The sequence below is a fragment of the Pseudoalteromonas sp. LC2018020214 genome, assembly GCF_016598755.1.
GTDB lineage: Bacteria > Pseudomonadota > Gammaproteobacteria > Enterobacterales > Alteromonadaceae > Pseudoalteromonas > Pseudoalteromonas distincta.
Genome location: NZ_CP066804.1, coordinates 26,868 through 49,421 on the forward strand (window position 1 = coordinate 26,868; position 22,554 = coordinate 49,421).

Genomic DNA, 22,554 nt, shown 5'->3' on the forward strand with positions numbered 1-22,554 from the left:
TCGCGTTCACCTTTAACAGGTTTTGGGCAATAATAATGAAAAAACAATACAAGGAAGCTCGATGAAATCTCCACTACTTGCAATCATGCTTACGTTAAGCGCTGCGTTTCCCGCAGTTGCTGATGTACTTAAAATAAAAAAAGACGCACCAAAACAGTATGTTGTAAAAAAAGGCGATACACTTTGGGATATTTCTGGCATCTATTTAGATGAGCCTTGGCTATGGCCTGAACTTTGGCAAATGAATCCACAAATTGACAACCCACACCTAATTTACCCCGGTGATGCATTAGCGTTGATATACGATGCAGATGGAAACCCACGTTTAGTGATCAATAAAGGATATAGAAAGCTATCTCCTCAGGGTCGTATTACACCAAAAGGGCGTGATGCTATTACTACTTTGCCGCTTGAAATGATCAAACCTTATATCAGTTACGAGCAAGCAATGAACAGTGACGATATTAAAGGTAAACCTTATATTTTAGGTGCAAACGAAAATACTAAAACACAAACGCTAGGCCATATTTTATATGTTAAAGGCGACTTACAAGTACATAAAGCATATGCTATTTACCATAAAGGTGACCCCTACACTGATTTAACCGGTGAAGTGTTAGCAACGCGTGCATCTTATGTGGGTATAGCACGTGCTTTTAGAGCGGGCGATGAGAAAAATGGCGTGCCTTCATCATTACGTGTTGAGTCTGTTAAACGAGAAATTCAGCAAGGTGACTTTTTAATGCCGGCAATGGAAGGCCAAATGCTTCCTGCGTACTTTGATATACACCGTCCTTCAGAACCTGTAACAGGTAATATTATTGCTTCACCACGCGAAGTTAGAGAATTCAGCACAATGGATGTTGTGGTGCTAAACTTAGGCAGTGAACAAAATATAGAAGCGGGTCATGTATTAGATCTAGAGCGTCAATCGCCAACGGTTATTGATGGTCCTCGTGGCCCTCGTTACCCAGAAGATTCTAGTAAATATGAGAAGCTTTTATCTGATGTGAGCCAATTATTTGGTGATGAGTCTGACGAACAAAACACAACGTGGACCATGCCTAAAGAAAAAGTTGGTGAGCTAATTGTCTTTAAAGTGTATGACAAAGTAAGTTATGCATTAATTACTAAAAACCAGCACCCAATTCGCATTGGAGATATTGCAGTTATTCATTAAGAAGTAGCGAGTCGGTGCTCTAGGAGAGAGCATGGATCAGTCATCTGGCAAGCTAGCCCACTGGCTTGCCTTTTATATGTGTAAAGGGTTGGGTATAAAAACCCTTTTAGCACTATCTACAAACTATTCCCTTGGGTCGTTATTCGACTTATCTCATGACAAGCTTTTACAGCTTGGGTTAACCGCTAATCAAGCGAGCAATTTACTCAACACCAATTGGCAACAAGTCAGTCATTATGAGCAATTAATAGCGCTTAACAACATTACTGTTGTCTGTATTTTTGATCCGCTTTACCCAGAAGATCTCCGGCAGATTGCCAGTGCGCCTTTATTACTATTTTGCAGGGGAGATGTCTCGTTATTATCAACTCCACAAATTGCAATTGTTGGCAGCCGTAATGCTACACCTACCGGGCTTGAAATAGCCTCAGAATTTGCATACGAGTTAACTTTGGCGGGTATTACGGTTACTTCAGGTATGGCGCGGGGAATAGATGGTGCAGCACATAAAGGCTCTCTTGCTGGTACAGGTAAAACCATAGCGGTGCTTGGTACTGGGGTTGATATTTACTATCCCAAACGCCATAAACTATTAACAGACCAAGTTTTAGAAAGCGGTTTGCTGGTGAGTGAGTTTTTACCAGGCACAGCTGCTCATGCGCACAACTTTCCGCGCCGTAATCGTATTATTTCTGGATTATCGTTAGGAGTGCTTATTGTTGAAGCTGAAATTAAAAGTGGTTCGTTAATTACAGTACGCTATGCGCTTGAACAAAATAAAGAGGTATTTGCAGTACCGGGTTCTATTAAAAACCCGTTAGCGCAGGCAAGCCACTTTTTAATAAAGCAAGGTGCTAAGCTGGTAGAAAACGTGGCTGACATTCTTGATGAGGTGAGTTTCACTTACGACAATAATGTATGTAATAAAGAGCAGCCGATTCAAGCCAATTCTCAATGTGAGGTTTTAAATAGTATTGGCTTTGAAGTAACCAGTGTAGATGACATTGTGCGTCGTGCGCAGTGGCCAATAGATAAAGTACTCAGTAGGTTGCTCGATTTAGAATTAGACGATCAGATTGAGCGAGTGTTAGATGGTTACATCAAGTTAAGCGCAGGAAGGTAATATGTTTGATATTCTTTTGTATCTTTTTGAAAATTACATTCATAGCGAAGCGGATATATTTGCAGAGCAAAATGAGTTAACCGATGAGCTACTGCGTGCGGGCTTTAATAAGCCTGAGATATTTAAAGCTCTTGATTGGTTAGAGCAACTAGCCGATTTACAACACAGCGATGAGTCTCCTTATCTTATTGCTAACCCTAAAGATGCTGTGCGTATATTTACCGATAGTGAATGCCAAAGGCTCAGCGCTGAGTGTCGTGGCTTTTTAATGTTTATTGAACAAATAGGCGTAATTAACAATGTAACACGTGAAATGGTAATGGACTGTTTAGCCTCTCTCGATAAACCATCTATAAGCCTAGAAGACTTAAAATGGATTGTACTTATGATCTTGTTTAACGTTCCTGGCTCTGAAGAGGCATATGAGCAAATGGAAGATTTGATTTTTGATGAACCCAGCGAACTTCTTCATTAGAGATAATTATCTTAATTGTACTCAAATTACTTAAAAGGATAAGCACGGCATTGCTTGTATCTTTAAGTGGTTTGGGTATATTAGGCGAAAATTCACCAACCTATTAGGATCACCATGAGTAAAATCGACCATTCGCTTTTCTCGGCGAACAAGCACGCCCTCGAAAAAGAATACGAGATATGCCCACAGTGTGGTTCAGAGTTAGTGATCCGCAATAGTAAATCAGGCCCTTTTTTAGGATGCGCAAGTTATCCAAAATGCGACTTTATTAGGCCGCTGGCACATCACGACAGTAACGAAATCAAGATATTAGAAGATTCAGCATGTCCTGAGTGTAGCAAACCGCTGGTGGTTAAAAATGGCCGCTATGGTATGTTTATTGGGTGTACGGGTTATCCAGAGTGTCATTATATTGCTAACGAAAATGAAGAAAAGCAAAGCGAAGATACTTTGCCTAGTTGCCCTAAATGCAAAAAAGGTCATTTAGTCGCGCGCAGTAATAAGTTTGGTAAAGTATTTTATTCTTGTGATTGCTACCCAAGTTGTAAATACACGCTTAATAATAAACCGGTTGAACATCCGTGTCCTGAATGTGACTGGCCTATCGTCATAGAAAGAAATATGGCAAACGGCATATTATTGCAATGCCCACAAAAAAGCTGCATGCATAAGCTCACCCCAACTGAATAACGTTTAATTATATCTGGAGACTACTTTGTCAGACCTTTCAAATACGCCCACTGCAATAACATGCTTAACGCAAGGCGAAGTTATTTTATACCCAACAGAAGCTGTATATGGTTTAGGTTGTGATCCAGATAATCAACAAGCCGTTGAAGCACTATTAGCTATTAAGCAGCGCCCGGTTGAAAAAGGGCTTATTTTAATCGCTGATAACTACGGACAATTATTAAAATACGTAGATGATGCAAAAATACCAATGGATAAACGCGCTGATATTTTTTCGAGTTGGCCTGCTGCAATTACATGGGTTATGCCTGCATCTAAAAATACGCCTAAATGGCTCACAGGGCAGTTTGATACCATCGCGGTAAGAGTAACAAACCATCCAACAGTAAAGCGTTTGTGCCAAGAGTTTGGTAAGCCACTGGTATCAACCAGTGCAAACTTAACCGGTCAAGAAACGGTAATTAGTATTGAGCAAGCCAAAGCGCAATTTGCAGAACAAGTTGGCTTTTACGTTGACGAGCCGTTAGGTGGTAATACTCAACCAAGCACAATAAAAGACGCCATGACTGGCAAAATATTTAGAGGTTAATATGCAAAGCGAATTATTAAATCAAGTAAAAGCATACTTTATGGCTTTGCAAGACACTATTTGCCAAGGTTTGGAGGCTGCAGATGGCAGTGCTAAATTTATAGAAGATAACTGGCAGCGAGCAGAAGGTGGTGGTGGTCGTACACGCGTAACCACTAATGGCACTGTAATAGAGCAAGGCGGAGTTAATTACTCTCATGTATTTGGCGCTTCAATGCCAGGTTCGGCAACAGCGCACAGACCAGAGCTTGCAGGACGCAGCTTTCATGCGTGTGGTGTGTCGTTAGTTATTCACCCTAAAAACCCTCATGTACCAACAAGTCACGCCAATGTGCGCTTTTTTATAGCCGAAAAAGAAGGCGAAGAGCCAATATGGTGGTTTGGTGGCGGGTTTGATCTCACTCCTTTTTATCCAGTATTAGAAGACGTACAGCATTGGCATCAAGTTGCTCACGACATTTGTGCGCCATTTGGTAGTGAAGTTTATCCAAAATATAAAACATGGTGCGATGAATATTTTTATCTCAAACACCGCGATGAAACACGTGGCGTGGGTGGACTATTTTTTGATGATTTGAATGAGCTAGGGTTTGAGCAAAGCTTTGCGTTTATGCAATCGGTGGGTAATGGCTTTTTAGATGCTTATTTACCTATTATTGAACGTCGCAAAAATGACGAATACACAGAGCAACAACGTGATTTTCAGCTTTATCGTCGCGGGCGCTACGTTGAGTTTAATTTAGTATGGGATAGGGGCACTTTATTTGGATTACAAAGTGGCGGGCGCACTGAGTCTATATTAATGTCTATGCCACCACTTGCACGCTGGGAATATAACTACAAACCAGAGCCAAGTAGCCCAGAAGCTAATCTATATCAGTATTACTTACGCCCGCAAGAGTGGTTAACGAGTCAACCAAGTGAGCTGATAGCTAGAGAGTGGCAATTATAAAAATTAAACAATAATCAAAAAGGCGCTAATTAGCGCCTTTTTGCATTGTGGCTAAATACAAATTTAATGCTGATTGATCATGTGCGTTGCTAGTTGAGAGAATGATTGCTTTAAGCCTTCACGTAACAACGGATTGTCTATTTCTATATCCAGCGTTTTATTCATGCAGTACATCCATTGATCGCGCAATGCTTTATCTACAGTAAAAGGCATATGTCTTTTACGTAGCATTGGCTGGCCATGTTTTTCAGTAAATAGGTTTGGCCCGCCTAACCAACCAGATAAAAATTCAAAAAATACTTGGCGAATTCGATCTAATGGCAGAGGATGCATATCATATAACGGTTTAGCGTATTCATCTGACTCCATTATGTCGTAGAATCGATTGGAGATAGCTCGCGCCCCTTTCTCTCCACCTATTATTTCATACGGTGTTTTTTCAGGAGTAGGAGCCTGTTGCTCGGGAGCCGGCTTAGATTTAGAAAAAAGTCGTTTAATCATATTACTTATCATTGTTAATAGGCAGTTTATAGCTGCAAAGAGGTTGCTTTAAAATGGACAAATATGCGGTTTTTGGAAATCCAATTAAACATTCAAAATCCCCCGCGATACATAAACAATTTGCTGTATCACTGGGTGAGCAAATCGACTATCGCGCAATATTAGCACCTATCGATAACTTTGAAAAAACAGTATTGTCTTTTTTTGAGCAAGGCGGTGTGGGTGCTAACGTTACAATGCCATTTAAAGAGCAAGCTTATGCAATGGCTGATGAGCTTACCCCATTAGCCAAAATAGTAGGGGCTGTTAATACATTAAAAAAACGAAATGATGGCTCATTACTCGGTGATAACACCGATGGTGTGGGCTTTGTAAATGATTTACTCGCTAATGAAGTAGCCATAACTAATAAACGCATTTTAATCATAGGTGCGGGCGGTGCTGCTCGAGGGGTTATTTTGCCTTTGTTAGAGCATAACCCTCAGGAAATAATAATAGTTAATCGCACAGCACAAAAAGCCATAGAACTCGCAGAGCTGTTTACCCAATATGGACCAGTATCTGGTTTTGGTTTTGATGATTTACCAGTAAGCGATTACTCACTAATTATAAACTCTACCTCTAGCAGTATGAATAACGAACTTCCAGCACTTGATAAAAAACACATAACTAACTGTGAAGTCGCTTATGACATGTTTTATTCACTGCAAAATACCATTTTTATGAATTGGGTTGCACAGCATAATATTAACGCTAAGCTTTTAGATGGCAGTGGCATGTTAGTTGGCCAAGCTGCTCAAGCATATTATGTATGGCGTAATAAAATGCCAAAAATACTTCCCGTCGTTGATGCGCTCAAACAAGGAACGCTTAAATGAATCAGGCAATACAATTTATAGATAGGCTAGAGTTTAGAGAGCCCGATCATCAGTTAGTATTTTTTGCACAAGTTAGTGGCATGCTGGTGGAGTGTGTAATAGAAGTAAATACACTTAAATTAACAGACGAAAGCCATGCAACAGAGTATTTTGAAAAGTATCGTTTTGATTACGAAGAACGTGCCGAGGAGCTTATCGAAGAAGAGAGCTATAACTCGGCAGGCCAAATTGAAGTAAGCTTATTAACTTAAATTAGCTATTTCAGCTAAGTACTCATCTTTAAGTGATACGTAGTTATCGGCAGATATTTTTAAAAAGGCAAGTTCTTGCTCCGTTAGAGGGCGGGCTTGCTTAGCCGGACTCCCTACATATAAGTAACCAGACTCTAAGCGTTTGTTTGGTGGTACCAAAGATCCCCCACCTATAATTACATCATCTTCAACAACCACGTTATCCATAATAATAGCGCCCATACCTACAAGTATACGGTTTCCTAATATACATCCGTGCAGCATTACCTTATGACCTACAGTTACATCGTCACCTATAATAAGTGGATAACCATCTGGATTGCTTTTAGTTGCACGAGATAAATGCAATACACTGCCATCTTGTATATTGGAGCGTTTACCAATACGTATATAGTTAACATCGCCTCGGGCAGCTACCAAAGGCCAAACACTACTATTATCACCTAAAGTAATATCACCAACCAAAACTGATGACTCATCAATATAAACAGACGAATTAAACGAAGGAGTTACACCTTTATAAGAACGGATTGCCATATTTAGTACCTTTTAGATAATAGTTATTAGCTTTGAGTGTATCAGCAAGGTTATTTTTGTACCATAAAAGGCACCGTTTGGTTACAAAACTATCAGTTTCAGGGGGTTTAGTTCAGATACTGACCGAACAGCATCTTTTTTTACTTTTTCTTTAAAAAAGTACTTGCGTAAAAATCTGTTCTCCCTATAATGCGACCCCACTGAGACGGGAAACGCTGAAGCATAGCGAGGCATGAACTACTCAGAGAGTTAAATAAAACTTCGGTTTTAAATTGTCGAAAGAAAGTTTAAAACAAAGTGTTGACTCGAAAAATAAAGGGTGTATTATTCGCATCCCTTGAGACGCTAAAGTGACTCAAAACGTTCTTTAACAATATAAAGCAATCATCTGTGTGGGCACTCGTACAGATTGAGTTCTAACAGCCAAGCTACTTCGGTAGCGAGGCAAACAAATTAGAGTCTCAATTGAAACTGAGTGACCATATGTTATTAAAAGATTCAGCCTTGAGCTGTTTTGATTTTACTTTTTAAAAGTGAAAATAATAACGCACAGTCAATTCGTTTTTGGCAACAAAAACAAAAATTCAGAATTCATTGAGCTGTCGAAAGACATAAAACTTTTTAATTGAAGAGTTTGATCATGGCTCAGATTGAACGCTGGCGGCAGGCCTAACACATGCAAGTCGAGCGGTAACAGAAAGTAGCTTGCTACTTTGCTGACGAGCGGCGGACGGGTGAGTAATGCTTGGGAACATGCCTTGAGGTGGGGGACAACAGTTGGAAACGACTGCTAATACCGCATAATGTCTACGGACCAAAGGGGGCTTCGGCTCTCGCCTTTAGATTGGCCCAAGTGGGATTAGCTAGTTGGTGAGGTAATGGCTCACCAAGGCGACGATCCCTAGCTGGTTTGAGAGGATGATCAGCCACACTGGGACTGAGACACGGCCCAGACTCCTACGGGAGGCAGCAGTGGGGAATATTGCACAATGGGCGCAAGCCTGATGCAGCCATGCCGCGTGTGTGAAGAAGGCCTTCGGGTTGTAAAGCACTTTCAGTCAGGAGGAAAGGTTAACGGTTAATACCCGTTAGCTGTGACGTTACTGACAGAAGAAGCACCGGCTAACTCCGTGCCAGCAGCCGCGGTAATACGGAGGGTGCGAGCGTTAATCGGAATTACTGGGCGTAAAGCGTACGCAGGCGGTTTGTTAAGCGAGATGTGAAAGCCCCGGGCTCAACCTGGGAACTGCATTTCGAACTGGCAAACTAGAGTGTGATAGAGGGTGGTAGAATTTCAGGTGTAGCGGTGAAATGCGTAGAGATCTGAAGGAATACCGATGGCGAAGGCAGCCACCTGGGTCAACACTGACGCTCATGTACGAAAGCGTGGGGAGCAAACGGGATTAGATACCCCGGTAGTCCACGCCGTAAACGATGTCTACTAGAAGCTCGGAGCCTCGGTTCTGTTTTTCAAAGCTAACGCATTAAGTAGACCGCCTGGGGAGTACGGCCGCAAGGTTAAAACTCAAATGAATTGACGGGGGCCCGCACAAGCGGTGGAGCATGTGGTTTAATTCGATGCAACGCGAAGAACCTTACCTACACTTGACATACAGAGAACTTACCAGAGATGGTTTGGTGCCTTCGGGAGCTCTGATACAGGTGCTGCATGGCTGTCGTCAGCTCGTGTTGTGAGATGTTGGGTTAAGTCCCGCAACGAGCGCAACCCCTATCCTTAGTTGCTAGCAGGTAATGCTGAGAACTCTAAGGAGACTGCCGGTGATAAACCGGAGGAAGGTGGGGACGACGTCAAGTCATCATGGCCCTTACGTGTAGGGCTACACACGTGCTACAATGGCGCATACAGAGTGCTGCGAACTCGCGAGAGTAAGCGAATCACTTAAAGTGCGTCGTAGTCCGGATTGGAGTCTGCAACTCGACTCCATGAAGTCGGAATCGCTAGTAATCGCGTATCAGAATGACGCGGTGAATACGTTCCCGGGCCTTGTACACACCGCCCGTCACACCATGGGAGTGGGTTGCTCCAGAAGTAGATAGTCTAACCCTCGGGAGGACGTTTACCACGGAGTGATTCATGACTGGGGTGAAGTCGTAACAAGGTAGCCCTAGGGGAACCTGGGGCTGGATCACCTCCTTATACGATTTAGAACTTATTTGTTCGTAGTGTCCACACAGATGATTGTTATTGTAAAGAGAACAACACTTATTGTTTTGGGTCTGTAGCTCAGCTGGTTAGAGCGCACCCCTGATAAGGGTGAGGTCGGTAGTTCAAATCTACTCAGACCCACCACTTCTTGTCTAATCAAGAAGATGGTTAAAACAGTAAGTACCAGCATATGTGGGGCTATAGCTCAGCTGGGAGAGCGCCTGCCTTGCACGCAGGAGGTCAGCAGTTCGATCCTGCTTAGCTCCACCACTTTTACTTCTTAAAAATAAATATTCTTTATCGGGCCATTAACCGCCTGAGAATAGAGTGTGTTTAATTTTGAGAGGTTTTGTATCTCTTGCTCTTTAAAAATTTGGAAAAGCTGATAATAAAATTCTGATGAATACATTGTATTTATCAAGAGTTTTCAAAAGTAAAAAAAGAATGGTAGCAGTACCATTCAGTGCCATTTAATTAACTCTTATGAGTTGATTGATTGGTATCTACTTTAGTATTCAATATTGACTTCTGGCGAAGTTAAACTGTCACAAAACAAAGACCCGTTTGGGTTGTATGGTTAAGTGACTAAGCGTACACGGTGGATGCCTTGGCAGTTGGAGGCGATGAAGGACGTATTAACTTGCGATAAGCCTAGTCAAGCTAGTAAAAAGCGCTTGAGACTAGGATTTCCGAATGGGGAAACCCACCTGCTTGCAGGTATCGTTAACTGAATACATAGGTTAACGAGGCGAACGCGGAGAACTGAAACATCTAAGTACCCGTAGGAAAAGAAATCAACCGAGATTCCGAAAGTAGCGGCGAGCGAAATCGGAACAGCCCTTAAGCTTATTATGTGTTAATGGAAGGCTCTGGAAAGTGCCACGATACAGGGTGATAGTCCCGTACATGAAAAGACATTTTAAGTGAAATCGAGTAGGTCGGAGCACGTGAAACTTTGACTGAATATAGGTGGACCATCATCTAAGGCTAAATACTCCCAACTGACCGATAGTGAACCAGTACCGTGAGGGAAAGGCGAAAAGAACCCCTGTGAGGGGAGTGAAATAGAACCTGAAACCGTGTACGTACAAGCAGTAGGAGCCCACTTGTTGGGTGACTGCGTACCTTTTGTATAATGGGTCAGCGACTTATATTTTGTAGCGAGGTTAACCGAATAGGGTAGCCGTAGGGAAACCGAGTCTTAACTGGGCGACTAGTTGCAAGGTATAGACCCGAAACCCGGTGATCTAGCCATGGGCAGGTTGAAGGTTGAGTAACATCAACTGGAGGACCGAACCCACTAACGTTGAAAAGTTAGGGGATGACCTGTGGCTAGGAGTGAAAGGCTAATCAAACCGGGAGATAGCTGGTTCTCCCCGAAATCTATTTAGGTAGAGCCTCGGACGAATACTTACGGGGGTAGAGCACTGTTAAGGCTAGGGGGTCATCCCGACTTACCAACCCTTTGCAAACTCCGAATACCGTAAAGTAATATCCGGGAGACACACGGCGGGTGCTAACGTCCGTCGTGAAGAGGGAAACAACCCAGACCGCCAGCTAAGGTCCCAAAGTCATAGTTAAGTGGGAAACGATGTGGAAAGGCCCAGACAGCCAGGAGGTTGGCTTAGAAGCAGCCATCCTTTAAAGAAAGCGTAATAGCTCACTGGTCGAGTCGGTCTGCGCGGAAGATGTAACGGGGCTAAACTATGCACCGAAGCTGCGGATTCAGAATTTATTCTGAGTGGTAGGGGAGCGTTCTGTAAGCGGTTGAAGGTGTACCGGGAGGTATGCTGGACGTATCAGAAGTGCGAATGCTGACATGAGTAACGATAATGGGAGTGAAAAACTCCCACGCCGGAAGACCAAGGGTTCCTATCCCATGTTAATCAGGGTAGGGTAAGTCGACCCCTAAGGCGAGGCCGAAAGGCGTAGTCGATGGGAAACAGATTAATATTTCTGTACTCGATATAATTGCGATGGGGGGACGGAGCAGGCTAAACAAGCATGGCGTTGGTAGTCCATGTGAAAGTGAGTAGGTTGGCGACTTAGGTAAATCCGGGTTGCTATTAAGACTGAGACACGAGACGAGTCACTAAGGTGATGAAGTTGTTGATGCCATACTTCCAGGAAAAGCCTCTAAGCTTCAGATTATATGGAATCGTACCCCAAACCGACACAGGTGGTCAGGTAGAGAATACTAAGGCGCTTGAGAGAACTCGGGTGAAGGAACTAGGCAAAATCGTACCGTAACTTCGGGAGAAGGTACGCTCCTATCTGTGATGAGACTTGCTCTCTAAGCGGACGGGAGCCGCAGTGACCAGGTGGCTGGGACTGTTTATTAAAAACACAGCACTGTGCAAAATCGCAAGATGACGTATACGGTGTGACACCTGCCCGGTGCCGGAAGGTTAATTGATGGGGTTATCCTTAGGGAGAAGCTCTTGATCGAAGCCCCGGTAAACGGCGGCCGTAACTATAACGGTCCTAAGGTAGCGAAATTCCTTGTCGGGTAAGTTCCGACCTGCACGAATGGTGTAACCATGGCCACGCTGTCTCCACCCGAGACTCAGTGAAATTGAAATCGCAGTGAAGATGCTGTGTACCCGCGGCTAGACGGAAAGACCCCGTGAACCTTTACTACAGCTTGGCACTGAACATTGAACCTACATGTGTAGGATAGGTGGGAGACTTTGAAGCAGCGACGCTAGTTGTTGTGGAGTCAACCTTGAAATACCACCCTTGTAGTTTTGATGTTCTAACGTTGGCCCCTGAATCGGGGTTACGGACAGTGCCTGGTGGGTAGTTTGACTGGGGCGGTCTCCTCCTAAAGAGTAACGGAGGAGCACGAAGGTTGGCTAAGTACGGTCGGACATCGTACGGTTAGTGTAATGGTAGAAGCCAGCTTAACTGCGAGACAGACACGTCGAGCAGGTACGAAAGTAGGTCATAGTGATCCGGTGGTTCTGAATGGAAGGGCCATCGCTCAACGGATAAAAGGTACTCCGGGGATAACAGGCTGATACCGCCCAAGAGTTCATATCGACGGCGGTGTTTGGCACCTCGATGTCGGCTCATCACATCCTGGGGCTGAAGTCGGTCCCAAGGGTATGGCTGTTCGCCATTTAAAGTGGTACGCGAGCTGGGTTTAGAACGTCGTGAGACAGTTCGGTCCCTATCTGCCGTGGGCGTTTGAGAATTGAGAGGGGTTGCTCCTAGTACGAGAGGACCGGAGTGAACGAACCGCTGGTGTTCGGGTTGTCATGCCAATGGCATTGCCCGGTAGCTACGTTCGGAACTGATAAGCGCTGAAAGCATCTAAGCGCGAAGCAGGCCTCGAGATGAGTTCTCACTAGACTTTTAAAGTCTCTGAAGGGCCGTTGAAGACTACAACGTTGATAGGCAAGATGTGGAAGTGGTGTGAGCCATTAAGCTAACTTGTACTAATTACCCGTGAGGCTTAACCATACAACGCCAAACGCGTTTTATGCGACAGTTTAGACAGAAGTTAATATAACTAAAGTAGATATTACTTAGAAAGACTTAAAAAATATTATCAGATATTTTCCAAATTCAGTTAGTGCGTAGAGATACGAATTAACGCCCAAATTTGCTTGGTGACAATAGCGTTTTGGACCCACCTGACTCCATGCCGAACTCAGTAGTGAAACGAAACAGCGCCGATGATAGTGTAGCATTTGCTATGTGAAAGTAGGACATTACCAGGCTTCAAATTGTAGAGAGCCCGAATCTAACGATTCGGGCTTTTTTACGTCTGCAGAAAAGTGAAATGTGCGCAATTAACACATACTCATATCGCGACACAAAGAGAGTGTAGCATTTGCTATGTGGCTCTCCACCGCTGTGGGCACTACGACACTACCAGGCTTCAAATTGTAGAGAGCCCGACTAGAAATAGTCGGGCTTTTTTACGTCTTCAGAAAAGTAAAATGTGGTGAGTTACTCACATATCGCATTATAATTTAGCTAATTTACACCCTACCAAACACTTATATTAAGCACTCAATCTCGGTGGACGAGATAAATTAAGAATCAGTTTGATCCCCTACTTAGTTGATAAGTATCTATATAAATATATTTAAGCTCTATCTCAATAATACTGAATGGGATTGAGGTGAAAACAGTGTTAACTAGGTACTTAATACTCTTATAGAACACATATATTGTGCCAACATGTAATTCATTGACTATAATCATTAATCCTAGGTCGCGGTAAAGAGCGCTACTTAAAATAATTAAATAATTGATTATCCGAACTGGTGAATTATTTCCTTGTTAGCATAATTAATCTTCATTGTACTTTGCATAATTCAACAAAGGATTTAATTTTCTCTGATGCGATATAAAATATCTTGGTGCTTACTTTTTACCACTATGCTTACTCATTTTTCAGCTTTTTCTGATGAGTTAGAATTTTCTGGTTATGCTCGAGTTATTGGTGGTTACTTAGACGAAAAAAATGTCGAATTTAAGGGATATGAAGACAGTATTAAATTTTCTCCATCTAGTTTAATTGGATTCCAAGGCGAGTATCAATTTGATGATAAGTGGTCTGCAACAGCCCAAGTTTTGCTAAGAAGCAATAACACAACAGCTTCTGACAACTCAGGGTTAGAGTGGTTATATTTAACATATAGGCCAACTGATAATATTCAGATAAAACTCGGAAAATTACGCACACCTTTTTTTACTATGAGTGACTTTTCGGATGTTGGTTTTGCGTACCCATGGATCAATCCACCTCAACAAGTTTATGATACTTATTTATTTAAAACATTTAATGGCATAGATGCTGTTTATAAATTTGGTGCAGAAAACTTTGATTTGAGCTTTGAAGGTTACTATGGTGAAGAGTCGGGTGATATAGGGATAGGCGCCTTAAGAACGGGCTTTGAAGTTGATAACCTTTTAGGGTTCATTGGTAAGATTAATATTGAAAACTTAGAATTTAGAGTTTCCCGTTATAATGGGAATATCAAGCTTGATATTGATGAGATAAGACAGCTAGAAAATGTGCTTAATAGCCTTAATTTTACAAAAAGTGCCAGCTCGGTAAAAACAAAAGGTAGAGCACATGCAGACCAATTTGGCGTAATTTACGACAATTTAGATTATTTTTTTAGAGGTGAATGGGTCCGCATTAAAACTGATTTAGGGATAGTGCCTATAATTCAAAGCTATTATTTAACTGCCGGTGTTAATCATGCTCCTTTTACTTACCACTTAACATTTGCAGATAGCGACGTAGAAACTCGTTCTGCTGAAAATGAAATTCCGTTAGGTATTAATAGCGACTTAGATCAACTTGCATATGGGTACAATCGTATTTTTGATGAATCTACGCCTGACTCAATTAAGAGTTGGACGGTTGGTGTACGCTGGGATGTGTTGCCAAACCTTGCCTTAAAAGCTGAGTTTTCAACCCTAGAAGGCGACGATGTAAAAGACTCGTTTTTTGTTACTCCTGATGACTCTGATTTTGATAAAAAAACTAATCTTTATCTTATTGGTTTGGATTGGGTGTTTTAATGATATTTTTTAAACCTATTAATAACATTAAAAAAATAATGATGCTCTTTGTATTCGCTAGTAGCCTATTTGGTTTTAGCATTTCAGTTTATGCAGAAAATACAAACCCCTCGAACGTCATTATTGTAGTAAATACCACAGATAAAAACTTATCTTTTAGTAAGCAACAAATTCGCCATATTTATATGGGCGGAGCTATGAGCAGACAATTTAAAGCAGTTAACCTATTTGTCGGCAATCCGCTTAGAATAAATTTTAACACTAGGATGGTAGGTCTTACTGAATCTAGAATACAAGCTTATTGGGCCCAAATGCGATTCACGGGGCGCAGCAAGCCCCCTGTTGAATTTGAGTCTACAGAAGAGGTTATAGAGTACTTACTAACCGTTGAAGACTCAGTAGCTTACCTTCCAGCAGGAATTACTATACCTAAAGAGCTCACCATAATTGCACTAAATTAAAAGTAAGCCGTTTGCTTAGTAAAAAATCAATTACACTGAGTTATTTTGAAGTTATTGTTAGTTCTTTAAATAATGTTTTCGCTCGTTCAATTGCGTGTGGTAGTTGTGCAATGCACACTGGTTTTGCAAAGTAATAGCCCTGCATTTCATCACTACCATTTGATACTAGGTAGTTAGCTTGGTCGGTTGTTTCAATTCCTTCGCTACATATTTTTAAACCAAGGCGTTGGCCTAAATCGAGTATTGCTTGTAATACTGCAGTGTCTTTTGCTGAGCTTGCATATTGATTTACAAACATTCGATCTATTTTTAATGTATCAATTTCAATTTTAGTAAGGTAACTCAATGAAGAGTAACCTGTGCCAAAGTCATCTAATGCAATTGAGCCTCCCATAACTTTTACTTGATTAAAAAATTGATTGGCGTTTTCAAAATTTTCTAAATAGCTTGATTCTGTTATTTCAAACTGAATATTTGAAATATCGACGCTATGTTCAAGTAGTTTACTTTTTACAGTATGAATGAAGTTATGATCTTTTAAGTCATGGCTTGAAAGATTCATGGAGACGAGTACATTATTCCCCATAAGTTGTTTTAGCATTTGCATATCTTTAAATACTTGTGTGATCACCCATTGAGTAATCGCTTTTATTTTACCTGCTTGTTCCGCTATAGGTATAAACTCACTAGGAGAAACAAAACCTAGCTCTTTGCTTTGCCATCTTATTAAGGCTTCTAAGCCTTGAGCTTCGCCTGTATTCGACATTTTAAGCTGATAAAATAACTCAAATTCATTTTGCGCTATTGCGTGAGATATTAAGTTAGCGACTTGCGCTTTTCGTTTGTTATCTTCAAGCATTTTATGGTGGAATATTGTATATGCGCCTTTGCCTTTTTCTTTTGATGTGTACATTGCAATATCGGCATTACTGATAAATGTATTTATATCAAACTCAGCTTCTTTGGCACTCGCAATACCAATACTAATACCCGCTGGTACGTCCCACTCATTTATAGTGAATGGCTCTTTCATACCCTCAATGATATTTTCGGCAATATCTATAACAATAGATTGCTCAGTGATATTAGGTAGCATAATTAAAAACTCATCACCGCCTAAGCGTGCAATTATGTCGTTACTACGCAGATAACTTTTCACTTTTTTAGCCACAGCTTGTAAAAGCATATCTCCGGTTTCATGGCCTAGGGTGTCGTTAACGCCTTTAAAACTATCAACATCAAAGAACATAATCGCAACGTCTCGGTCGTTACTTTTACTACTAGCTAGTTCGAGTTTGAGTAGGTCCATAAAAAACATGCGATTAGGTAAACCTGTTAATATATCGTAGTTGGCGAGGCGCTCCATTGAATGCGTTTGTACTAAAAGTTGTGCGGTGTGTTTATGATTGGTTTGAACTTGGGAGTCAATTGTTTGTAGTAATGCATTAATGTCGTTACCAAGTTGAGATACTTCATCATGACCAGTGACTTGGTATTGAAGCTTATAATTTGTTGATTTTTCAACTTTCTGTGTGAACTTCGAGAGCGCTAAAAGTGGGCTTAATAAACGCTGATATATCCAAAATGAAATAATAATGGTGAGTGCAATAATTAAAACAACAAATGGAGCTGCACTATAAAAAAGGCTAATTTTACTTTCATTCAATGGCTTTTTAAAGTCTTGCACAATGAGCAAATATCCAATAGGAAATTGCTCCTCCCCAATTGCCTTTAAGGCCACTAGTCCTTCATTGGTTATTGTAACCGCATAAGGTAAATTTTTTGGTTGAATACTTATAAGTTCAGGCTTAAAGCTCTCAAGTTCTAAATAGTTAGGGTGGACATACGATTGGATTAATTGCCAGTCAGCGTCAAATACGTTAACAAACTTAATATGTTCGTACCGATCAAAACCGAGCAATTCGGTGGTTATAGAGAACAAATCAACTTGCTCAGACATAACACGTAATAAGCTATCGGAAATATTTGAAGACATTGCATCTAAGTTTTGTTTAACAGATTGGCGATATAAATCTTCGTGTTCATTAATCGCGAGGAAAAAAACTAAATTTGCGCTAAATATAATTAAAACCGTTGTTATTATAATAAATTTATATCGAATACTATGAAGCATCAAATTTAACCCTTAACCATCATTTAATTATGTTTTAGTTATTATTGTGTAATCAGGCAATCCATAATTACAAAAAAGTTACTGACTACGCCCTTTGTAGCACTAAAACCTTAACATTGAGAATGCTTTTAAATTCATATACTAAATATAGCTGTTTATTTAATTTTGTACTGACTTACTTTGTTGCAATTTCATTCTTGGTTTAATAAGTGACCTGTGTAAAACTACCTTAGTTAATTTAGTAAATCAGGTGACATGAATGTCGAATATTAAAGCTTGGAAACTTATAAGCCTGTTTTGTTTGTTCGCAGTGCTTATGGGTTGTCAATCTAAAGAAGAGCAGCTGCAACAAACAATTCAAGAGTCTATTAAAAAAGCAGATACAGAGCTGTCACAGCTTGGTACTGCGCTTGATAATGGGAATGTGCGCAATGCTGTATTACTTAAAGAATATGGCGAGCTCCTTAAAAAACAACAGCCAGAGCTTACAAAAGTTGTTGATGTAATTACCCTTGATGCAACGCGCCGAGGCGCACTTTATAGTGGTTTAACACAGCGACTTAAAGATATTAAAGGAACTTACTTAATTCCTCCTTACGAAGATACGTTGCATAGTATTGATTTGTTGCGTGATGCGTCTAAACCTACGCTATTTTCTGATGCGTTAACCGATCCTATTAATATGCTAGCTGATATGTCCAAAGGCACTTTAGCGCGTGTAGGCGCAATTAGTAAGCAAGCTGAAGGTGAGGGTGTTGGTAACCAAATGGTAGGTAACCCTAACTATGGTAACTGGCAAACAAATAGTAATGGTATTAGCTTTTGGCAATGGTACGGCATGTACCGTATTTTAGGCGATGTATTTGACCGTGTTGAATATGGTAGTTGGAGTAAGCGCCGAAAGTATAGTTATTACAATGACTATGGCCGTTCGCGTTATTCAAGCCCTAAACAAATTAAAACCCAAAGCGCGCTAGAAACACGCACGCGCCAAACATACCAACGCCAAGGTAAGCAGTTTACAAGCCCTTATGCGAGTAAAAAAACAGGTGCATCCGGTTTAAGCCGTAGTAGTTATACGCCACCAAAAAGCCGCAGTAGTTATTCTCGTTCTAGCAGTTATAGCAATAGCTCAGGAACGGTGCGTGATAGCGGTAGCAGAACCTCTCGTGGCGTGAGCCGTGGTAAGTAAAAGAATAAGTTGGAGTTAGAATAATATGTATGAATTTAATGGAATAACTATGTGGTCGCTACAAGCGTTGGCGATTGATTTTGCAATTATTGTTTTATTATTTGTAAGCCTTAAATATATAAAAGGCTGGGTTTCAAACTTACACGCAAATGATGAAATAACAGAGCGTGATAACTTTGCTTTTGGTATTAGCTTTGCCGCTGGTTTAGTGGCACTGGCGATTGTATTAACAGGTGTAAGTAGTGGTGCTTTTGCTGCAACACTGCAACAAGAAGCACTGCAAATGTTAGCTTACGGCGCATTAGCAATTGTACTTATTAAGTTAGGTCACTTTTTTCAAGATAAAGTAGCGCTTCGTAAAGTAAGCCTGCACGACGAAATAGTTAAAGGTAACGTTACAGCTTCAATTATTGATTTTGGTCATGTTGTTAGCGTTGCAATAGTTATTCGCTCAGCACTTTTATGGGTGGCTACTGATGGCTGGCATGGCCTTCCAATTGTAATTGCTGCCTTTATTATAGGTAGTGTTGTATTACTACTTGTTAGCCAATACCGAGTGCAGTTATTTAAGCGTACAAACAAAAGTGGCGACTGCCTACAACAAGCAATTGTTGATGGTAACTTAGCTGTGGGTATTCGTTACGCTGGATTTTTAATAGGTAGTGCATTAGCTATTACAGCTGCAACGGGTGTTGCGCCATATGCTGCTGATAACATTAATGCGAGTTTACTATACTGGGCTATTAGCGCTGTTGTGAGCCTTGTCGCATTTATTATTTTGCACTTAGTGACAATTAAAATAATTTTATCTGGTTGCGATATCTCCGATGAAGTTAATCGTCAAAAAAATGTAGGTGTAGCTACTATTTCTGCAGCAGTATCATTTGCTGTAGGTATCACTATGGCAACCTTACTAGGCGCATAATCAGTGTCATCAACCAACACTCCCCCAAGTAAGTCTCGCTTACTTGGGCACGATATATTACTAATTACTGTTATGGCCGTGCTTGCTGGGTGCGGCCTTATTTATGAATACTTACTGTCTCATTATGCGGGGCGTGTACTTGGCTCAGTAGAAAGCGCTATTTACGCCATGATCGGTACTATGATTGTAGCAATGGGCTTAGGCGCTTTTTTAGCGCGTTGGTTTAAAGATGCATTTACCGCTTTTGCTTGGCTAGAAAGCATTATTGCTTTGGTTGGCATGGGCTGCATTTTAGCGATAGCGGGTGTAATAGCTGTAAGTTATTCTCTTCCTCATTTATTTTCGAGCATTTTTAATTTACCCCCAGATGTTGTACTTAATGGTTACGTATTTCAAAAGCTACAAGAGTGGTCACGTTTTCTACCTTATGTTTTTGGTTTAATACTGGGCTTATTTATTGGTATGGAAATACCGCTTATAGCGCGTATTCGTCAGCATGTTTATGGTCGTTTTTTAGAAAACAACGCAGGGACTATTTATGGTGCCGATTATATTGGTGCTGGTATTGGTGCCGCCATTTGGGTAAGCATCATGCTCTCAATGCCTATAATGCAAGCTGCGGCGTGGACGGCGTTATTTAATATCATCGCAGGACTCGCTTTTTTATGGCGTTACCATGCCCATGTGCGCTTTGCTAAGGCACTTTTAGTTTGCCATATAGTACTGTTGGCATTGTTTGGCTTTATTTTAGTATTTGGCAGTAGCTGGATGAACAATCTAAGTAATGTTTTATACAAAGATAAAGTAATTTATTCGCAAGCAACCAAATACCAGCACGTAGTTTTAACCGAAAGGTTAAGCAAAAACCAACCTCAGCCAATCACCGATTTATATTTAAATGGGCGTTTGCAGTTCTCAAGTATTGATGAACAAATATATCATTCAATGCTGGTTTACCCTGCAATGCTTGCCTCTAACAGACACGACCGTGTATTAATAATTGGTGGTGGTGACGGGCTTGCACTTAGAGATGTTTTAAAATGGCCTGTAAGCGAAGTAACGCTAATAGATTTAGACGCGCAGCTTCTCAATTTATTTGGTCATAAAGACGGTGACTTTACCCCGCCAGAGCACATCAATAAGCGATTACTACAGCTAAACAATAAATCGATGCAAGACTCGCGAGCCAACATAATTGTGGGTGATGCATTTTTAGAAGTTGAAAAGCTGCTTGATCAATCTAAGCAGTTCGACACTATCTTAATTGATTTACCGGACCCAAATCACCCTGATCTAAATAAAATGTACAGTGACTACTTTTATAATCATGTACGTCAGTTATTAGCACCCGATGGCGCAATGGCGGTTCAATCAACTTCACCTTACCACGCTAAAAAAGCGTTTTTAAGCATTGCTAAAACAGTTAAAGCCGCAGGGTTTGAGTATGTTGAGCAGTATCAGCAAAACATACCTTCGTTTGGGCAGTGGGGCTGGACTATAGCGACTAAAATGGGTCAGTCGGCCAGTGGCCGTATTAATGATGCAACGGCTATGCCTGTGCCATCAAGGTGGATTAGTAAAGAATATTTATTGGCAAGTTTTGTATTTCCTAACCACTACTTTGAACAAGTTAAAAGTATTGAGGTCAATAGGTTAGGATCTGGTCAGCTTTATGATTACTACCGAACTGCATGGCAAATAGAAAGCGAATTGTATAAAAACTAATAAAACATGGTTGACATAATATGTCGACCGTGAGAATCTTAACTCAGACATAATATGTCAAACGACAAAAGGCAGAGACATGGAATTAAATGAACTTTCAATAAAATTAGCTTCTTTTGAAACTGAAGGCGCTAACTTTGAGTCTTTCTTGATTGCCAACCCAGGCGAGCAAGATGTTTTACAAGTCATTGTTGATGGAAATGATGAACTTCCAATTTTTGTTACACAAACGCAAGAGCAGTTGTTATGTATTAGCTACTTGTTTGACGAAGATGAAGTTAAGAGTGAATTACGCAACGAGTTAAACGAAACATTACTACGTTTAAACGTGCCAATTCCACTGAGTGCATTTGCTAAAATCGATAACAAATACGCGATTTTTGGTGCACTGTCGGTAAATTCATCATTAGATGACGTTACCCACGAACTAGTGACATTAGCCGATAACGCTATCGATGCACTAGAAGCCGTGACCTTGTATTTAAACGATTAATAGCCAGTTAGTGGAGTTAAGATTATGAGTATTTTAAAAAAATTATTTACAGCAGTACGTGGCGGCGCTCGTGAAGCAGGCGAAGCAATTGTAGACAAAAATGGCATCCGTATTTTTGAGCAAGAAATTGCAGACGCGCAAAATGCACTTCACCGCGCTAAAAAAAGCCTTACAGAAGTAATGGCTAAAGAAATGCAAACTAAGCGTAAAATTAGCGCTGTAGATGCATCAATCGCGGAACACGAAGCGTATGCAGGCCAAGCGCTTGAAAAGGGCAACGAAGCGTTAGCATTAGAAATTGCAGAAAAAATTGGTGACTTTGAAGCTGAAAAAGCCGAAAACGAGCAAGTATTATCTGGCTTTAGTAACCATATCGTTGCGCTTAAGCAGCAAGTTAAAGATGCTGAAAAATCAATTAAAGAGAATCAGCGCCAGCTTACAATGGTTAAAACCACTGAAAGCGTACAGCAAGCAACAATGGCTGTTAACAGCACGCTTAATACAAACAGCTCGTCTATGACATCGGCTCGTCAATCGCTTGAACGGATTAAACAGCGTCAACAAGATCGTAGCGACCAGCTTGGTGCTGCAAAGCAACTTGAGTCAGACGTAAATGGCGATGACTTAAAAGCAAAAATGGCTGAAGCAGGCATTGGCGACACAAGTCCAAAAAGTGCTGATATTTTAGCTCGCATCAAAGCGAAGCAAAATAGCTAACCATTACGTTTATACTT

Annotated in this window: 18 protein-coding genes, 2 tRNA genes and 3 rRNA genes; 20 read left to right on the forward strand and 3 right to left on the reverse strand. The window is 41.0% G+C overall.

Translation table 11 applies throughout. The features are described 5' to 3' along the window. The first annotated feature begins 61 nt into the window (after positions 1-61). The 6 genes from JG479_RS00120 to hemF all read left to right on the forward strand — a co-directional run bounded on the left by JG479_RS00120 (position 62) and on the right by hemF (position 5,009). Complete coding sequence (locus JG479_RS00120; protein WP_004335161.1) at positions 62-1,180, forward strand: LysM peptidoglycan-binding domain-containing protein; 1,119 nt, start codon at positions 62-64, stop codon at positions 1,178-1,180. Positions 1,181-1,211: 31 nt separating this feature from the next. Further along, positions 1,212-2,303: a DNA-processing protein DprA gene (dprA, locus tag JG479_RS00125; RefSeq protein ID WP_197122037.1), complete on the forward strand. Its 1,092-nt coding sequence runs from the start codon at positions 1,212-1,214 to the stop codon at positions 2,301-2,303. 1 nt (position 2,304) lies between these two features. Next, positions 2,305-2,778, forward strand: a complete 474-nt coding sequence (locus JG479_RS00130; RefSeq protein ID WP_200219695.1) for a DUF494 family protein — start codon at positions 2,305-2,307, stop codon at positions 2,776-2,778. Between the two features lie 114 nt (positions 2,779-2,892). Then, positions 2,893-3,468 (forward strand): DNA topoisomerase family protein, encoded by a 576-nt coding sequence (locus tag JG479_RS00135; protein WP_004335155.1) that lies wholly within the window; start codon positions 2,893-2,895, stop codon positions 3,466-3,468. 25 nt (positions 3,469-3,493) lie between these two features. Continuing rightward, positions 3,494-4,057: an L-threonylcarbamoyladenylate synthase gene (locus JG479_RS00140; protein WP_004335153.1), complete on the forward strand. Its 564-nt coding sequence runs from the start codon at positions 3,494-3,496 to the stop codon at positions 4,055-4,057. A 1-nt stretch (position 4,058) separates the two neighbouring features. Then, positions 4,059-5,009: an oxygen-dependent coproporphyrinogen oxidase gene (gene hemF, locus JG479_RS00145; RefSeq protein WP_004335151.1), complete on the forward strand. Its 951-nt coding sequence runs from the start codon at positions 4,059-4,061 to the stop codon at positions 5,007-5,009. Positions 5,010-5,072: 63 nt separating this feature from the next. On the opposite strand, the gene JG479_RS00150 is transcribed toward hemF, so the two are convergent. Beyond that, positions 5,073-5,510, reverse strand: coding sequence for a group II truncated hemoglobin (locus tag JG479_RS00150; protein WP_004335148.1), 438 nt, complete (start codon positions 5,508-5,510; stop codon positions 5,073-5,075). A 53-nt stretch (positions 5,511-5,563) separates the two neighbouring features. Between JG479_RS00150 and aroE the strand changes: the two genes are divergently transcribed. Continuing rightward, positions 5,564-6,388, forward strand: a complete 825-nt coding sequence (gene aroE / locus JG479_RS00155) for a shikimate dehydrogenase (RefSeq protein ID WP_200219696.1) — start codon at positions 5,564-5,566, stop codon at positions 6,386-6,388. Continuing rightward, complete coding sequence (locus JG479_RS00160; RefSeq protein ID WP_004335144.1) at positions 6,385-6,639, forward strand: DUF1488 family protein; 255 nt, start codon at positions 6,385-6,387, stop codon at positions 6,637-6,639. Before aroE ends, JG479_RS00160 begins: the two co-directional genes overlap by 4 nt. Here JG479_RS00160 and JG479_RS00165 read toward each other — a convergent pair. Next, complete coding sequence (locus tag JG479_RS00165; protein WP_002959868.1) at positions 6,631-7,176, reverse strand: gamma carbonic anhydrase family protein; 546 nt, start codon at positions 7,174-7,176, stop codon at positions 6,631-6,633. The genes JG479_RS00160 and JG479_RS00165 overlap by 9 nt on opposite strands. 622 nt (positions 7,177-7,798) lie before the next feature. Here JG479_RS00165 and JG479_RS00170 point away from each other — a divergent pair. The 7 genes from JG479_RS00170 (at position 7,799) to JG479_RS00200 (ending at position 15,351) form a co-directional block, all read left to right on the forward strand. After that, positions 7,799-9,334 (forward strand): 16S ribosomal RNA (locus tag JG479_RS00170). 76 nt (positions 9,335-9,410) lie between these two features. Beyond that, a tRNA-Ile gene (locus JG479_RS00175) sits at positions 9,411-9,487 on the forward strand. A gap of 50 nt (positions 9,488-9,537) precedes the next feature. After that, positions 9,538-9,613 (forward strand) — tRNA-Ala (locus tag JG479_RS00180). Positions 9,614-9,918: 305 nt separating this feature from the next. Continuing rightward, positions 9,919-12,808 (forward strand): 23S ribosomal RNA (locus JG479_RS00185). 145 nt (positions 12,809-12,953) lie between these two features. After that, positions 12,954-13,068, forward strand: a 5S ribosomal RNA gene (rrf, locus tag JG479_RS00190). The 16S, 23S and 5S rRNA genes sit together here with 2 tRNA genes alongside, the layout of an rRNA operon. A gap of 628 nt (positions 13,069-13,696) precedes the next feature. Beyond that, positions 13,697-14,890, forward strand: coding sequence for a porin (locus JG479_RS00195; protein ID WP_200219697.1), 1,194 nt, complete (start codon positions 13,697-13,699; stop codon positions 14,888-14,890). Continuing rightward, the gene (locus tag JG479_RS00200; protein WP_182672492.1) at positions 14,890-15,351 is read left to right on the forward strand and encodes a hypothetical protein; all 462 of its coding nucleotides are present in this window, start codon (positions 14,890-14,892) and stop codon (positions 15,349-15,351) included. The genes JG479_RS00195 and JG479_RS00200 overlap by 1 nt, the downstream gene beginning before the upstream one ends. Before the next feature lie 40 nt (positions 15,352-15,391). Here JG479_RS00200 and JG479_RS00205 read toward each other — a convergent pair whose 3' ends face one another. Further along, positions 15,392-17,485 carry an EAL domain-containing protein gene (locus JG479_RS00205; RefSeq protein ID WP_200219698.1) on the reverse strand — a complete coding sequence of 698 codons (2,094 nt, stop codon included), beginning with the start codon at positions 17,483-17,485 and terminating at the stop codon, positions 15,392-15,394. 259 nt (positions 17,486-17,744) lie between these two features. Here JG479_RS00205 and JG479_RS00210 point away from each other — a divergent pair, with 259 nt between their 5' ends. The 5 genes from JG479_RS00210 to JG479_RS00230 all read left to right on the forward strand — a co-directional run bounded on the left by JG479_RS00210 (position 17,745) and on the right by JG479_RS00230 (position 22,537). Further along, complete coding sequence (locus JG479_RS00210; protein ID WP_200219699.1) at positions 17,745-18,677, forward strand: CHAD domain-containing protein; 933 nt, start codon at positions 17,745-17,747, stop codon at positions 18,675-18,677. Between the two features lie 25 nt (positions 18,678-18,702). Continuing rightward, positions 18,703-19,602: a DUF350 domain-containing protein gene (locus JG479_RS00215; protein WP_024609365.1), complete on the forward strand. Its 900-nt coding sequence runs from the start codon at positions 18,703-18,705 to the stop codon at positions 19,600-19,602. Between the two features lie 3 nt (positions 19,603-19,605). Further along, positions 19,606-21,327 (forward strand): polyamine aminopropyltransferase, encoded by a 1,722-nt coding sequence (locus JG479_RS00220; RefSeq protein ID WP_007377918.1) that lies wholly within the window; start codon positions 19,606-19,608, stop codon positions 21,325-21,327. Between the two features lie 79 nt (positions 21,328-21,406). Then, on the forward strand, positions 21,407-21,820 hold the full coding sequence (locus JG479_RS00225) for a YjfI family protein (protein WP_004335098.1): 414 nt from the start codon (positions 21,407-21,409) through the stop codon (positions 21,818-21,820). Positions 21,821-21,844: 24 nt separating this feature from the next. Next, positions 21,845-22,537: a PspA/IM30 family protein gene (locus tag JG479_RS00230; protein WP_004335088.1), complete on the forward strand. Its 693-nt coding sequence runs from the start codon at positions 21,845-21,847 to the stop codon at positions 22,535-22,537. Positions 22,538-22,554: the final 17 nt, after the last annotated feature.